This is a genomic window from Streptomyces sp. bgisy027 (assembly GCF_057710365.1).
Map to the genome: position 1 here is coordinate 14,534 of NZ_JBYIVZ010000084.1, position 15,202 is coordinate 29,735.

The following is a 15,202-nucleotide window of genomic DNA, read 5'->3' on the forward strand; positions in this document are numbered from 1 at the left end:
CGGCTGAACGGCCGAGCTGAGGACGGGGTTGGCCAAGATCGGCCAACCCCGTCGACGTGGGCTGTCAGTGAGACAAAGTAGTCTTGAGCCCATGCCTGAACGCCGTACCGTCGCACTCGTCACTCTTGGCTGCGCCCGTAACGAGGTGGACTCGGAGGAGCTCGCAGGCCGCTTGGAGGCGGACGGCTGGGACCTCGTGGAGGACGCCGCGGACGCGGACGTCGCGGTCGTCAACACCTGCGGCTTCGTCGACGCCGCCAAGAAGGACTCCGTCGACGCCCTCCTGGAGGCCAACGACCTCAAGGACCATGGAAGAACCCAGGCCGTCGTGGCGGTGGGCTGCATGGCCGAGCGGTACGGCAAGGATCTCGCCGAGGCCCTCCCCGAGGCCGACGGAGTGCTCGGCTTCGACGACTACGCGGACATCTCGGACCGCCTCCAGACCATCCTGTCCGGCGGCATCCACGCCGCGCACACCCCGCGCGACCGGCGCAAGCTGCTGCCGATCAGCCCTGCCGAGCGGCAGGAGTCCGCGGCCGACGTCGCGCTCCCCGGGCACGCCCCCGCCGACCTTCCGGAAGGGCTCGCTCCGGCCTCCGGCCCGCGCTCGCCGCTGCGCCGCCGCCTCGACGGCTCCCCGGTCGCCTCGGTGAAGCTCGCCTCCGGCTGCGACCGGCGCTGCTCCTTCTGCGCCATCCCCTCCTTCCGGGGCTCCTTCATCTCGCGCCGGCCCAGCGATGTGCTGAACGAGACGCGGTGGCTGGCCGAACAGGGCGTGAAGGAGATCATGCTGGTCTCCGAGAACAACACCTCCTACGGCAAGGACCTGGGCGACATCCGCCTGCTGGAGTCCCTCCTGCCGGAGCTCGCCGAGGTCGACGGCATCGAGCGCGTCCGCGTCAGCTACCTCCAGCCGGCCGAGATGCGGCCCGGGCTGATCGACGTGCTGACCTCCACGCCGAAGGTCGCCCCGTACTTCGACCTGTCCTTCCAGCACTCCGCTCCGGACGTGCTGCGCGCGATGCGCCGCTTCGGCGACACCGACCGGTTCCTGGAGCTGCTCGACACCATCCGCGGCAGGGCCCCGCAGGCCGGTGTGCGCTCCAACTTCATCGTCGGCTTCCCCGGCGAGACCGAGGCCGACCTGGCCGAGCTGGAGCGTTTCCTGAACCATGCGCGGCTGGACGCCATCGGCGTCTTCGGCTACTCCGACGAGGACGGCACCGAGGCCGCGACGTACGACGACAAGCTCGACGAGGACGTCGTCGCCGAGCGGCTGGCCCGTGTGTCCCGGCTGGCCGAGGAACTCGTCTCGCAGCGGTCCGAGGAGCGTGTCGGGGAGACCGTGCACGTGCTCGTCGAGTCGCTGGGCGACGACGACGCGGCGGAGGGCGCGTACGGCCGCGGGGCCCACCAGGCGCCCGAGACGGACGGCCAGGTGCTGCTCACGAGCGGCGCGGGGCTGAGCGTCGGCCGTATGGTCGAGGCGAAGGTGGTCGGCACCGAAGGTGTCGACCTGGTGGCCGAGCCGCTGCTGGGCTCGCTCGCGTGTAGTGAGGAGGCGGACAGATGACCGGAGTTCCGGCGTCCGCCGCGGGAGGCTCCCAGGCGGGTGCGGCGGGCAAGGCGAGTGCGGTGGGCTCGTCCAAGGCCGGCTCGGCCAAGGGCGTCGGCCCGAAGGCGGGCGGTTCGACGGCGGGCGGCGCCGATACCGATGCCCAGGGCGGGGTGAAATCGCCGCGCGGCGGGAAGATCGCGGCCGCGGCGGTCAACCAGGCCAGTGTCTGGAACATCGCCAACCTCCTGACCATGCTCCGGCTCGTCCTGGTGCCCGCGTTCGTCGCCCTGATGCTGGCCGACGGCGGGTACGACCCGGCGTGGCGCTCTCTGGCCTGGGCGGCCTTCGCCATCGCCATGATCACGGACCTGTTCGACGGTCATCTGGCGCGTACGTACAACCTCGTCACCGACTTCGGGAAGATCGCCGACCCCATCGCCGACAAGGCGATCATGGGGGCGGCGCTGATCTGTCTGTCGGCGCTGGGCGATCTGCCGTGGTGGGTGACGGCCGTCATCCTCGGCCGGGAACTCGGGATCACGCTCCTGCGTTTCCTGGTCATCCGGTACGGCGTGATCCCGGCGAGCCGGGGCGGCAAGCTCAAGACGCTCACCCAGGGCGTGGCCGTCGGGATGTACATCCTGGCGCTGACGGGGTGGCTGGCCACCCTGCGGTGGTGGGTGATGGCCGCGGCGGTCGTCCTGACCGTGCTGACGGGGCTCGACTATGTGAGACAAGCCATTGTGCTGCGCAGGCAGGGAATCGCCGAGCGCAAGGCCGCGTTGGAGGAGACGGAAGCGTGAGTTCCCGGGCCACCGACGTGGTGCGACTACTCAAAGTGAGCGGTGAGACGCTCGCTGTGGCGGAGTCGCTGACGGGCGGGCTGGTTGCGGCGGACATCACAGCCGTCCCCGGGGCATCAAAGGTCTTCCGGGGGTCGGTGACCGCGTATGCCACCGAGCTGAAGCACCGGCTCCTCGGCGTCGACGCCACCCTGCTGGAGCAGCACGGTGCGGTGAATCCGCAGGTCGCGGCCCAGATGGCGGCCGGCGTACGGAAGGCGCTGGGTGCCGACTGGGGCATCGCGACGACCGGTGTGGCGGGGCCCGACATGCAGGACGGACACCCCGTGGGGACCGTTTTCGTCGCCCTGGACGGCCCGATCGGTCCTGGTTCCGGTTCTGCCGGTGGCGGAAAAGTGGAGGCCCTGCGGTTGAACGGCGGCCGCGAGGAAATTCGTATGGAGAGTGTACGGAGCGTACTCGCACTGCTCCTGAAGGAGCTTGCGGGCGAACACAGTGGGAATGAGCGGGCACAGGATACGGAACGGAACGGGGGGTTTTGATGTTTGCAGCCCTGAGTGAACACGACATCGCTCCCCGCACGGCCGCGGCGCAAGGCGGTACGGTGGGGCGTGAAGGATGCGGCTACGCGGTCCGAGGAGGGAGCCACCGATGATTCTGCTCCGTCGCCTGCTTGGTGACGTGCTGCGTCGGCAGCGCCAGCGCCAGGGCCGTACTCTGCGCGAAGTCTCCTCGTCCGCCCGAGTCTCACTCGGCTATCTCTCCGAGGTGGAGCGGGGGCAGAAGGAGGCTTCCTCCGAGCTGCTCGCCGCGATTTGCGACGCGCTGGACGTACGGATGTCCGAGCTCATGCGGGAAGTGAGCGACGAGCTCGCCCTCGCCGAGCTGGCCCAGTCTGCTGCGGCCACACCCAGCGAGCCTGTACCCGCGTCGGTCCGTCCGATGCTGGGTTCCGTGTCGGTGACCGGTGTGCCACCGGAACGGGTGACCATCAAGGCGCCTTCCGAGGCGGTGGACGTGGTCGCCGCGTGACGGTGACGCCGGTGCGCATGGGCTGACCATGCGCTGAGGAGTTGTGTGAGACCCCGGTCGGGGCTTTTCCAGGGAGACCTGGGGGAGAGCGGCCGGGGTTTCGTGCTGTCCGGGGTCGGTGTCTTCGGCGGGGCCGGTGGCCCTGTCGTCGCCGTCGGGTCTGTTTGCCGGCGTGTGATCGCGCGGTCATGGTGGAGGGTGTGATGGCGCCCGGCGCGGCGTGAAGGCGTTGGCCTGCGCCGTCACTGTGTGCCGTTGCTGCGCCCTCCCGGCCGGTGTGCGGGCGGCCTAGCCTCGGGCTGGAGGTGAGCGGATGGCACGGCCGATAGTCCGCTGGGGGGCGGCTCTCGGGTTCGGGGCGCTGTGGTGGTGGGCCGTGCTGCGGCTCGCGCTGGCACCGGACGCGGGGGTGTTGGAAGCGGGCGTCGCCGCCGGGGGATGGGGGCTGAGCCTGTTGCCGGTGCACTGTGTGCCGAAGGCGCGGGCCGTGGGCGCCGTCGATCCCCGGCGGTGGGCGCGGGCCTGGCGGGCCGGGCGGACGGGGCGGGTCACCGCGGCGGCTACCACGGCATCACCACACCACCGTTCGGACGCAGGATCTGGCCCGTGGTGAAGGACGACGCGTCGGACGCCAGGTGCAGCACCGCGTGGGCGACGTCCTCCGCCTCACCGACCCGGCGCAGCGGCGACATCCGGGCCATGACGGTCTCTGTGTGAGTCTGCGCCGCGGTGTCGTGGCGGTCGGTCATGGGAGTGCGGATCCAGCCCGGCGCGACGGCGTTGACGCGGATTCCGTGCGGTCCCATCTCGGTCGCCAGCGTCTTGGTGAGCTGCACGACGGCCGCCTTGGCCGCGCCGTAGCAGAGCAGGCCGGGGCCGCCGGTGTCCACGGCGCCCGAGGCCATGGTGACGATGCTGCCCCGGACGCCCTGGGCGAGCATCGCGCGGGCCGCCTCCTGGCAGGCGTACAGCACACCCTTGAAGTTGACGCTCAGCACCCGGTCGAGGTCCTCGTCGCGGGTCTCCAGGACCGGGCTGCTGTGCATGATCCCGGCGACCGCCGCCATGACGTCCAGCCGCTCGCAGACGGCGACGGCCTGGCCGAGCTGGGCGCGGTCGGTGACGTCGAGGTGGTGGACGTGGGCGGTGCCGCCGTCGGACTTGATCAGGGTCGCCGTGTCGTGCAGGCCCTGCGCGTCGCGGTCGGCGCAGTGCACGGCCGCGCCGGCCTGGGCGAGCAGCACGGCCGACGCGCGGCCGATGCCGCTGGCGGCGCCGGTGACGAATGCGGTGCGTCCGGTGAGGTCGTACGCCTTTACGGCCATGGAGGGACGGTACGAGTGTATCTGACGGATCGTCAATTGGTCGTACGGTGTCGGGTTCAGCGGTGCTGGGTTCCATGGCGTGGGGTGGTGCCCGGCGTCCGGCTGGGGGTCGGGCCCGCCTGGCAGTTGGGGCACCAGTAGGTGGGGCGCTCCCGGGAACCGTCACCCTGGTCGGCCGCGCGGACCGGGGTGGTGCAGCGCAGGCAGGGGCGGCGGGCACGGCCGTAGACGAAGAGGTCCTGGCCGCGGCGGCCCGTCGTGTTGCGGATCGGGCGGTCGCGGTTGGCTTCCAGGAGTTTCTTGGCGAGGAGCGGCAGTTGCGCGGTGTGCTCGGCGGGGAGCGCGCCGATGGGGAGCCAGGGCGTGACGCGGAGCAGGAAGCAGAGCTCGCTCTTGTAGACATTGCCGATGCCGGCGAGGTTGCGCTGGTCCAGGAGGGCCTCGCCGAGGGGGCGGGTGGGGTCCGTGAGGAGGTTCGTGAGAGCGCGGTCGGGGTCCCAGTCCGGGCCCAGCAGGTCGGGGCCGAGGTGGCCGACGGCGCGGTCCTCCTCGGTGGTGCGCAGGACTTCGAGGACGGGGAGGCGGTAGCCGACGGCTGTGTGGGTGGCTGTGGAGGCTGGGCGGGCGTCGAGGGCGCCCGGGGCCTCCGGGGTGAGGGTGGTCGTGAGTATCGCGCGGATCTGGTGGACGGGGCCGCCTGTCCAGCGCTGCTGGTCGGTGAAGACCTTCCAGGAACCCTCCATCCCCAGGTGCGAGTGGATCGTCAGGCCGCCTTCGACGCGGGTCAGGAGGTGTTTGCCGCGAGGGGTGACGTCCAGGACGGTGCGGCCCGTGAGATCGACCGTGGCGTACTTGGGCACCCGGAAGTCGCTACGAGACAGCGTTCCGCCGGCGAGGGCGGTGTGCAGCCGCTTCGCCGTCTGCCAGACCGTGTCTCCTTCGGGCATGGGTCAAGGGTGGCATGGGGGGGTGGGTGTGTGCGGGTGGGCCGCGGTCGAGGGTGGGGGGCGGTTCGGGGTGGGTGGTGGCCCAGGGCGGGATGGCGCGGGGCGGGGCGGGGCGGGGCTGGGTGTCATGTATCTGGTGTCAGGCGCGTAGGCGCAGGCCTCTGGGGGTCGCGATGAAGCCTGCTCCTTCCAGGAGGGCGCCCATGGGGGACGTCAGTGCCGAGGCGCCGTTCACCCGTTCCACAGTGACCGTGCCGAGGGAGCCCGCGCGGGCGGCCGAGGCGAGGGCTTCCGCCGCCGTGTGCAGACGGGGGTCGTCGGCGGGTTCCGTGTCCGGGGCCGAGGGCCAGGCCAGCAGGGTCTTGCCGCCGCGCTCCATGTAGAGGGTCAGCTCACCTTCGACGAGGACCACCAGGGAGCCCGCCTTGCGGCCCGGTTTGTGCCCGGCGCCGGTGGGGGGCTCGGGCCAGCCCAGCGCGGCGCCGTAGGCGTTCGCCGGGTCGGCGGCGGCGAGGACGACGGCCCTGGTGTCGGGGGCGGGGCTGGTCCTGCGGGAGACGGAACCGGGGCCGTGCTGGCCTCCGCCGTTGTGCCATGCCGGCTCTCGCGGGGTACGCCGGCCGGCATCGGGCGCGAGGTCGCGGGGCGAGACCCATTCGCTCGGCCCGAGGTGGGCGTCCAGGAAGTCGTGGTCGAGGTCGGGGATGTCGTAGTCGGGGTGGTCGGACGGGGCTGTGCGATCGAGGTCGTCGTACGCCGAAGTGCCGGTTCGGTCGCCGTCGGGATCGGCTGCGCCGTAAGGAGGAGTTGGGCCGAAGGCGTCGGGGGCGGCCGGGCCCGGCAGGTCGGAGCCGCGGTCGCGGGCGTTGGACACCGCGCGGAGGCGGTCCACCGCGCCGTCCATCGCGAACTGGGCCGCGCCGAGGCCCTCCACCACATAGCCGCGCCGTGCCTGGCCGCTCTCCTCGAAGGCGGACAGGACGCGGTACGTCGCCGAGAAGCCGCCCTCGACGCCCTCCGCGCCGACCGCTCCCCGGGTCACCACGCCGTGCCGGTCGAGGAGGCTGCGGGCCAGGGCGTGTGCGCGGACGGTGGGGTCGGGTTCGTGTGCCGGGAGCACGGACCAGCGGCCGGCTACGGTCGGCGGGCCGGTGCGGGACGCGGGGCGGGCGGCGGCTGTGAGGGAGCCGTAGCGGCCCCGGGGAATCGTGCGCTTGGCGCGGTGGGCCGTGGAGCCCGCGGTGCGGCCCGAACCCAGCAGCGAGCGCATGGGGGCCAGGGTGTCGTTGGTCAGACGGCCCGACCAGGCCAGATCCCAGAGGGTGTCGGCGAGTTGGGGATCGGTGGCGTCCGGGTGGGTGGTTGCCCGGATCTGGTCGGCGATCTGGCGGAAGAACAGGCCGTAGCCGCCGGAGAGGGCGTCCAGGACCGACTGGTGCAGTGCCGTCAGCTCCAAGGGGTGGGGCTGCGGCAGGAGCAGCGGGGCCGCGTCCGCCATGTAGAGGGAGATCCAGCCGTCCTTGCCGGGAAGTGAACCGGCTCCGGCCCAGACGACTTCGCCGGCAGAGGTGAGCTCGTCGAGCATCGCGGGGGTGTAGCCGGCGACGCGTGACGGCAGAACCAGCTTCTCCAGGGCGGACGCGGGCACGGACGCGCCCTGCAACTGCTCGATGGCGCGGACCAGTCCGTCGATGCCGCGCAGCCCGTGGCCCTTGCCGATGTGCTGCCACTGCGGCAGGAACTGCGCGAGCGCGGCCGGCGGCACCGGCTCCAGTTCGTGCCGCAGCGCGGCGAGGGAACGGCGGCGCAGTCGTCGCAGGACCGTCGCGTCGCACCACTCCTGGCCGATGCCCGCCGGATGGAACTCGCCCTGTACGACGCGCCCGCCGGCCGCCAGCCGCTGGAGGGCGCCGTCGGTGATCGCGACGCCCAGGCCGAAGCGGGCCGCCGCCGTGGCCGAGGTGAACGGGCCGTGGGTGCGGGCATAGCGGGCGAGGAGGTCGCCGAGTGGATCCTTGACCGGTTCGGTGAAGGCCTCGGGGACGCCGACCGGCAGGGCTGTGCCGAGCGCGTCGCGCAGGCGGCCCGCGTCCTCGATCGCCGCCCAGTGGTCGGTGCCGGCGACCCGGACCTTGATGGCGCGGCGGGCGCCGGCCAGCTCCTGCGCCCAGTGCGGCTCGGCGCCCCGCTCGGCCAACTCGGCATCGGTGAGCGGGCCGAGGAGGCGCAGGACATCCGCGACGCCCTCGGCGTCCTTCACGCGGCGGTCCTCGGTGAGCCACTGGAGCTCGCGCTCCAGCTCGGTCAGCACCTCGGCATCCAGCAGCTCACGCAGCTCCGCCTGGCCGAGCAGCTCGGCGAGCAGCCGCGAGTCCAGCGACAGGGCGGCCGCGCGGCGCTCGGCGAGCGGGGAGTCGCCCTCGTACAGGAACTGTGCGACGTACCCGAAGAGGAGGGAGCGGGCGAAGGGCGACGGCTCGGGAGTGGTGACCTCGACGAGGCGTACCTTGCGGGACTCCAGGTCGCCCATCAGCTCGACGAGTCCGGGCACGTCGAAGACATCCTGGAGGCACTCGCGGACGGCCTCCAGGACGATCGGGAACGAGCCGAAATCGCTCGCCACCTGGAGCAGTTGGGCCGCACGCTGACGCTGCTGCCACAGCGGGGTGCGCTTGCCGGGGTTGCGGCGCGGCAGCAGCAGCGCGCGGGCGGCGCACTCGCGGAACCTCGACGCGAACAGGGCCGAGCCGCCGACCTGGTCGGTGACCGTCTGGTCGACGTCGCCCTTGTCGAAGACGACGTCCGCCGCGCCGACGGGTGCCTGGTCGGCGTCGTACTCCGTGCCGGCCTTGCGCGGCTCCTGGTCCAGCAGGTCCAGGCCCATCAGGTCGGCGTCCGGCAGGCGCAGCACGATGCCGTCGTCGGCGTGCATGACCTGCGCGTCCATGCCGTAGCGCTCGGAGAGCTTCGCGCCGAGGGCGAGGGCCCAGGGGGCGTGGACCTGCGCGCCGAAGGGGGAGTGCACGACGACGCGCCAGTCGCCGAGCTCGTCGCGGAAGCGCTCGACGACGATCGTGCGGTCGTCCGGGACGTGACCGCACGCCTCGCGCTGCTCGTCCAGATACGACAGGACGTTGTCGGCCGCCCACGCGTCCAGGCCGGCGGTGACGAGGCGCAGACGGGCGTCGTCCTTGGACAGCGAGCCGACCTCGCGCAGGAACGCGCCCACCGCGCGGCCCAGTTCCAGAGGCCGGCCCAGCTGGTCGCCCTTCCAGAACGGCAGGCGGCCCGGTACGCCAGGTGCAGGGGAGACCAGGACGCGGTCGCGGGTGATGTCCTCGATGCGCCAGGAGCTCGTGCCGAGCGTGAAGACGTCGCCGACGCGGGACTCGTAGACCATCTCCTCGTCGAGCTCGCCGACCCGGCCCCCGCCCTTCTTGGGGTCCGAGCCGGCGAGGAAGACACCGAAGAGGCCGCGGTCGGGGATGGTGCCGCCGGAGGTGACGGCGAGGCGCTGGGCGCCGGGGCGGCCGGTGATCGTGCCGGCGACCCGGTCCCAGACCACGCGCGGGCGCAGTTCTGCGAAGGCGTCGGACGGGTAGCGGCCGGCGAGCATGTCGAGGACCGCGGTGAAGGCGGACTCGGGGAGGGACGCGAAGGGCGCGGCTCGGCGGACGGTGGCGAGGAGGTCGTCGAACTGCCACGTGTCCATCGCCGTCATCGCGACGATCTGCTGGGCGAGGACGTCGAGGGGGTTGGCGGGGACCCTGAGGGATTCGATGGCGCCCGTGCGCATGCGCTCGGTGACCACTGCCGCCTGGACCAGGTCGCCGCGGTACTTCGGGAACACCACGCCGGTGGAGACGGCGCCGACCTGGTGGCCCGCGCGGCCCACGCGCTGGAGGCCGGAGGCCACGGAAGGGGGTGATTCGACCTGGACCACGAGGTCCACCGCGCCCATGTCGATGCCGAGTTCGAGGCTGGAGGTGGCTACGACGGCGGGGAGGCGGCCGGCTTTGAGGTCCTCTTCTACGAGGGCGCGCTGCTCCTTGGAGACGGAGCCGTGGTGGGCTCGGGCGATGACCGGGGGTGCGCCCTGGGCTGCTCCTGAGCCGCCCATGAGTTCCGCCGGGGCGTGATGTTCGTCCAGGGTTTCGCCGGTGGCGCGCTCGTAGGCGATCTCGTTGAGACGGTTGCAGAGGCGTTCCGCGAGGCGGCGGGAGTTGGCGAAGACGATCGTGGAGCGGTGGGACTGGACGAGGTCGGCGATGCGCTCCTCGACGTGCGGCCAGATCGAGGGACGCTCCGTGCCTTCGGAGCCGTCGGCGACCGGGGAGCCGCCCAGTTCGCCGAGGTCCTCGACGGGGACGACGACCGAGAGATCGAACTCCTTGCCCGACTTCGGCTGGACGATCTCCACCTTGCGGCGGGGGGAGAGGTAGCGGGCGATCTCGTCGACCGGGCGGACCGTCGCGGAGAGGCCGATGCGGCGGGCCGGCTTCGGGAGGAGCTCGTCCAGACGTTCCAGGGTGAGGGCGAGGTGAGCGCCGCGCTTGGTGCCCGCCACCGCGTGGACCTCGTCCAGGATCACCGTCTCGATGCCGGTCAGGGCGTCGCGGGTGGCCGACGTCAGCATCAGGAACAGGGACTCGGGGGTCGTGATGAGGATGTCCGGGGGGCGGGTCGCCAGGGCTCGGCGCTCTGCGGCGGGGGTGTCGCCGGAGCGGATGCCGACCTTCACCTCGGGTTCGGGGAGGCCCAGGCGGACGGATTCCTGGCGGATGCCGGTCAGGGGGCTGCGGAGGTTGCGCTCCACATCCACGGCCAGGGCCTTGAGGGGGGAGACGTAGAGGACCCGGCAGCGTTTCTTGGGGTCCGCCGGTGGCGGTGTGGAGGCCAGCTGGTCCAGGGCGGCCAGGAACGCGGCGAGGGTCTTGCCTGAGCCGGTGGGGGCTACGACCAGCACGTCCGAGCCTTCGTTGATGGCTTGCCACGCGCCTGCCTGGGCCGGAGTGGGCGCGGAGAAGGCGCCCGTGAACCAGCCGCGGGTTGCGGGGGAGAAGCCGGTCAAGGCTCGGTGCGGGTTGCTGACCATGCGTCCATCCTGCACCCGGGGTCTGACAATCGGGCTGAGCTGGGGGAATGGGGGTGCCTGCGGCGGCCTGTGCGGGGTGGTGGGGGTGCGGGTAGCGCCTGCGGGTGTGGGGTGGGTCGGGGCCGTGCCGGGGGGTGTTCGTCCTCGGTCGGGCGGTTGCCCGGCATGAGAAGGGTGCTGTTCGTTGACGCCCGCCGTTGCGGGCGGACACCCCCCGGCACGGCCCCTCACCGCCGTACGCGGGTGCTGCGCCGGGCGGGCCTTTGACGGCGTGCTCTGACCGTTTGCGGAGAATGGGGGCATGGGTTCTCGGGAGCGGGCGCGGCACTGGCGGTATGCCGAGTTGCCCGGTGTCGATCTGCTGCGGGCCCGGTACATCGAGAAGACCTTTGTGCGGCATACCCATGAGCACTTCGTGATCGCTGCGATCGCTGAGGGCGTGGAGGTCTTCCGTCATCGGGGGGCCGATCAGTACGCGGGGGCCGGTGCGCTTGCCCTGGTCAATCCTGATACTCCGCATACGGGGCGGGCGGGGGTGCCTGAGGGGTGGCAGTACGGGGCTGTGTATCCGTCGCCGGAGCTTGTGGCCGAGATCGCTGCCGAGACCACTTCTGTGCGGGGTACGCCTGGGTTCGTTCGGCCGGTGTTCGATGACGCGTATGCGGTGGGGCTGGTGCATCAGGTGCTGCGGGCCGCTGACGAGGGCAACGCTCTGGCGGCGGACACGTTGCTGAGGGTGGCCGTGACGCGGTTGCTGCGGTTGAACGGTGGGGTGTTGCCGCAGCGGGAGGTGCGGACTGCGGGGGCTCAGGTCGCCGTACGCGCGCGTGAGGTGCTGGAGGGGCGGATGGCCGAGCCGCCCAGTCTGGAGCAGCTGGCTGCCGATCTTGATACCGGTCCGTTCGCCCTGCTGCGTGCCTTTCGGGATGTGTACGGGATGCCGCCGCACACCTGGCTGACCGATGCGCGGGTGCGGCGGGCCCGGAGGCTGCTGGACGCCGGGGTCTCGCCGGCCGAGGCGGCGCTTGCCGTGGGGTTCACCGATCAGCCGCATCTGAATCGGCACTTCGCCCGGATCGTCGGCGTGCCGCCGGGGACCTATCAGCGGGAGCGCAAGAACGTACAAGACCTGCGGTAGCGGGTTGCCTAGCGTCGAGGGCGTGCAAGAACCGAACGCTCTCACTGATCTTCGCGTCGGCCGGGACGACAAGCCCGATGCCGCCGTCGTACGGGACGCCCTGGGTGTCGGGGTCGCCGTCGGGTTGTCCGGGTTCGCCTTCGGGGTGACGTCGGCGGGCAGTGGCCTCACGCTCCTGCAGACCTGTGTGCTCAGCCTGCTGGTGTTCACCGGGGCGTCGCAGTTCGCGCTCGTCGGGGCGATCGCGGCCGGTGGCAGCCCGTTCACCGCGGCTGCCGGGGCCTTCTTCCTGGGCGTGCGCAACGCCTTCTACGGGCTGCGGCTGTCCCAGGTGCTGCGCCTCACGCGCGCGGTGCGGCTGTTCGCCGCGCAGTGGGTGATCGACGAGACGACGGTCGTCACGCTGGCGCAGCCCACTCGGCGCAGTGCGCGGATCGGGTTCGTGGTGACCGGGCTGAGTCTGTACGTGCTGTGGAATCTCACGACGCTGCTGGGCGCGGTGGGGGCCGAGGCCATCGGCGACACCGCTGCATGGGGGCTCGACGCCGCCGGGCCCGCCGTGTTCCTCGCGTTGCTCGCGCCCATGCTGAAGACCGGCACCGAGCGGGCCGTCGCCGGCCTCGCGGTGGTTCTGGGGCTGGGGCTGCTGCCCGTGCTGCCTGCCGGGGTGCCCGTACTGGTGGCCGCGCTCGCCGCGCCTGCCGTGCTGTGGGCGCAGGGACGGCGTGCGGGAGGGGAAGCGCGGTGAACACCTGGATCGCCATCGGCGCCACCGTCGTCGGCTGCTACGCCGTCAAGCTCATCGGGCTGCTGGTGCCCGCGGGCGCCCTGGAGAAGCCTCTCGTACGGCGTCTCGCCGCCCTGTTGCCCGTCGCCCTGCTCGCCGCCCTCACGGCCCAGCAGACGTTCGGTGACGGGCAGGCGCTGGTGCTGGACGCGAGGGTGGCAGGGGTCGCGGCGGCCGCCGTGGCCCTCGTTCTGAGGGCACCCTTCTTGCTCGTCGTCGGAGCGGCCGTGGTCGTGACCGCCGGGATACGTGCCTTGGGCGGGTGAGGCGGGTCAGCCGATGTGGCGGCCGTACGCCCTGAGGGTGCGCAGCGCCTGGATCGTCACCATCGGGCGGGCCTCCAGCAGGATGCCCGGCGTCCACTGGCGCCAGCGGACGGGCCAGCCGCCGTCCTCCTGCTGCTCGCCGGCGAGGTGGTCGAGGGAGCGGCTCAGCTCGTCGTCGGTGAACCGCGCGCGCGCGAGCGAGCGCGGCGTCCGCGCGTAGTCGTGCGGGAAGTGGTGCTCGCCCTGGGCATAGCCGGGCGGGACGGCGTACGAGTCGAGGCCGTCCGGCTCCAGTACCGCGAGCCGCTGATCGCGCACCAGGCGGCCCAGTCGGTCCGCGGCCGCCTCCGCGCGCGGGCGGTCGGGAGCGGAGTCCAGGAAGGCCACGGCGGCCTCGATCTCGTACGGATGCGACTTCTCCAAGGACTCCACCGCCTGCCAGCAGAAGTCCGTGGCCCGGAACAGCCAGGCGTGCCAGACCTCGTTGCGGTGCAGCAGACCGACCACCGGACCGGTCGCCAGGAGCGAGCTGGGCGGGTCGTCCACGACCGGGATGAACGGGGCCGTCGGGTAGCCGCGCTGGCCGGTGTGGACCGCCGGAAGGGCGCCGTCCGGCGTGGAGACCGACGTCAGATAGCGGCACACGCGGTCCACGCGCTGTCCGCCGCAGCGCTCGACGGCGTCCAGGACGTGGAGGGCGTGGCCGACGTGCAGCGGCTGGCTGACCGGACCGCGCAGGTCCGGCTCCAGCGCGTGGCCGTACCCGCCGTCCTCGTTGCGGTAGGCGTCCAGGGCGGTCTCCACCGGGTCGGCGGCGCCGTTCAGGAAGTGGTACGCGAAGAGGCGCTGTTCCAGCACGCGCGCGGTGAGCCAGACGAACTGCTCGGCGCGGAAGAGCGGGGAGTGCGCCGGGGGCGTCGGTGGGAGTACGGAAGCTCCGGGTTCGGGCATGCGTCAGACCGTAGGGCGGAAAGCGGTCTCGGCAAGCGGTCCCGGCGCAGGCCCACCCCCAGGGGCGGGATACTGGAGGCATGCGGTTGACGGTCTTCTAGGGGCGGAAGACCCGCCGACCTGCGGAGATATATGCGAGTTAGTGCTATGACCTGCACTGTTGTGCGGAATCGTAAGCCCCACCTGTCCCGGCCCGTCCCGCGCTGAAACTCCCTGCAAATCCCCTGGGGTGAGGGTGCGACCGGGGAGTTTCGTGCCGTCGGCCTGGCCTGATGGTGACAACTCTCTGTGACTGTCTATTCGTTTCACCTTCTGGCGCCGGCCTACCGGCAGCTACCCGGATGACGTGGTGCGGCGACGACCTGACGAGCTTCTCGGGGCCCATTGTGCTGAACATCGCGGGCGTCGGCCCGGGCGCCGAGCCGCTGGACTACGTGGTCGCAACCGTGCTGCCCGGCGCCTCTCGGCTGACGTTCGGCGCGCTGATCAACCAGCTGTACCGACTGCTTCCCCCGGCTGCTGTCGTGACGCCCGTCGTCACCCAGGCGCGCCTGAGACGGCCCCGTCATCCCGCCCGCGCCCTCCCGCCGCCCGCACAGCGGAAGGAGCCCGAGGCCAAGGCTGAGCCGATCAAGTACAGCGATCCGCGCTGCTGGAGGACGCGGGGATCGGCATCAATGCCGGGACGATCCGCGCGGATCTCACGCGCGCGCCGGCCTGAGCCTGACGACACCGAGGGCGGAGTGAACCGCTGGCGGGGGGAGACCGTCATGACGGCCCTGACGACCCGTCGCGGCTTCCGGCGTCGTTGGCTCGTTCACCCATCGGCACGCTCCTGCCGCTCACCGTGTTCGTCCAAGGTCCAGTGCACGCCGTTGTCATCAGTGAAATGCACAACGGACCGCGCGTTATACGGAATGACCTCGAAGTAGGCTATGTACGCGGTTGAAGGCACTGTTGCGGGAGGAGGCGGTCATAGTTCCTCGTGTCTATGCCGCATCCGCAAAGCATCACCATCGGCCCGGTTTTTTCTCCGGCCCATGGCCGCAGCAGACCTCGGCCTTGATGCCATCATCGTTCGGGGAGCAGCGCAGCCCCGGCGGAAGGCCAATGATCCGTGACCGCTCCGCCTCAGTGATCCGTCGTTTGGTGCCCTGACCACTCAGACCCCTAAAGCCTCCCACGCCGGACCGCTTGAAGCGATGCCCGGTATCCGGACCGAGCCACCAGACGCATTCGTGCTGTTCCTGACGTACTGCCGGCAACGGCTGGCAGAGGATCCGTACCTGTGGGCGAAGGG

Annotated in this window: 11 protein-coding genes and 2 pseudogenes; 8 read left to right on the forward strand and 5 right to left on the reverse strand. The window is 71.8% G+C overall.

All coding sequences use genetic code 11. From position 1 onward, the window contains the following. The first annotated feature begins 91 nt into the window (after positions 1 to 91). From rimO to AC3ETA_RS45535, 5 genes are all read left to right on the forward strand, one after another. Positions 92 to 1,573 (forward strand): 30S ribosomal protein S12 methylthiotransferase RimO, encoded by a 1,482-nt coding sequence (rimO, locus tag AC3ETA_RS45515; protein WP_432198768.1) that lies wholly within the window; start codon positions 92 to 94, stop codon positions 1,571 to 1,573. After that, entirely contained in the window at positions 1,570 to 2,361 is a 792-nt protein-coding gene (pgsA, locus tag AC3ETA_RS45520) for a CDP-diacylglycerol--glycerol-3-phosphate 3-phosphatidyltransferase (RefSeq protein WP_432198769.1), read from the forward strand. The genes rimO and pgsA overlap by 4 nt, the downstream gene beginning before the upstream one ends. Beyond that, positions 2,358 to 2,903 (forward strand): CinA family protein, encoded by a 546-nt coding sequence (locus tag AC3ETA_RS45525; protein ID WP_432198770.1) that lies wholly within the window; start codon positions 2,358 to 2,360, stop codon positions 2,901 to 2,903. The genes pgsA and AC3ETA_RS45525 overlap by 4 nt, the downstream gene beginning before the upstream one ends. A 109-nt stretch (positions 2,904 to 3,012) precedes the next feature. Continuing rightward, on the forward strand, positions 3,013 to 3,393 hold the full coding sequence (locus AC3ETA_RS45530; protein WP_030046881.1) for a helix-turn-helix domain-containing protein: 381 nt from the start codon (positions 3,013 to 3,015) through the stop codon (positions 3,391 to 3,393). A gap of 313 nt (positions 3,394 to 3,706) precedes the next feature. Beyond that, a complete protein-coding gene (locus AC3ETA_RS45535; protein ID WP_432198771.1) occupies positions 3,707 to 4,006 on the forward strand; it encodes a hypothetical protein in 300 nt (99 codons plus the stop codon). Here AC3ETA_RS45535 and AC3ETA_RS45540 read toward each other — a convergent pair. The 3 genes from AC3ETA_RS45540 to AC3ETA_RS45550 form a co-directional block, all read right to left on the reverse strand. Continuing rightward, positions 3,954 to 4,718, reverse strand: a complete 765-nt coding sequence (locus tag AC3ETA_RS45540; RefSeq protein ID WP_432198772.1) for an SDR family NAD(P)-dependent oxidoreductase — start codon at positions 4,716 to 4,718, stop codon at positions 3,954 to 3,956. The two genes, AC3ETA_RS45535 and AC3ETA_RS45540, sit on opposite strands and share 53 nt — an antisense overlap. 56 nt (positions 4,719 to 4,774) lie before the next feature. Next, positions 4,775 to 5,665: a DNA-formamidopyrimidine glycosylase family protein gene (locus AC3ETA_RS45545; protein ID WP_432198773.1), complete on the reverse strand. Its 891-nt coding sequence runs from the start codon at positions 5,663 to 5,665 to the stop codon at positions 4,775 to 4,777. 139 nt (positions 5,666 to 5,804) lie between these two features. Next, complete coding sequence (locus AC3ETA_RS45550) at positions 5,805 to 10,760, reverse strand: ATP-dependent helicase (RefSeq protein WP_432198774.1); 4,956 nt, start codon at positions 10,758 to 10,760, stop codon at positions 5,805 to 5,807. 301 nt (positions 10,761 to 11,061) lie between these two features. Between AC3ETA_RS45550 and AC3ETA_RS45555 the strand changes: the two are divergent. The 3 genes and pseudogenes from AC3ETA_RS45555 to AC3ETA_RS45565 all read left to right on the forward strand — a co-directional run. Continuing rightward, positions 11,062 to 11,889 (forward strand): annotated as a pseudogene (locus AC3ETA_RS45555) (AraC family transcriptional regulator); the annotation flags it as partial. A 31-nt stretch (positions 11,890 to 11,920) separates the two neighbouring features. Next, the gene (locus tag AC3ETA_RS45560) at positions 11,921 to 12,646 is read left to right on the forward strand and encodes an AzlC family ABC transporter permease (RefSeq protein WP_432198775.1); all 726 of its coding nucleotides are present in this window, start codon (positions 11,921 to 11,923) and stop codon (positions 12,644 to 12,646) included. Next, entirely contained in the window at positions 12,643 to 12,951 is a 309-nt protein-coding gene (locus AC3ETA_RS45565) for an AzlD domain-containing protein (protein ID WP_432198776.1), read from the forward strand. The genes AC3ETA_RS45560 and AC3ETA_RS45565 overlap by 4 nt, the downstream gene beginning before the upstream one ends. Before the next feature lie 6 nt (positions 12,952 to 12,957). Here the strand turns inward: AC3ETA_RS45565 and AC3ETA_RS45570 are convergent, their stop codons facing one another. Next, positions 12,958 to 13,902, reverse strand: a complete 945-nt coding sequence (locus AC3ETA_RS45570; protein ID WP_432198777.1) for a prenyltransferase/squalene oxidase repeat-containing protein — start codon at positions 13,900 to 13,902, stop codon at positions 12,958 to 12,960. A gap of 1,010 nt (positions 13,903 to 14,912) precedes the next feature. Next, a pseudogene (locus AC3ETA_RS45575) lies at positions 14,913 to 15,202 on the reverse strand (hypothetical protein); the annotation flags it as partial.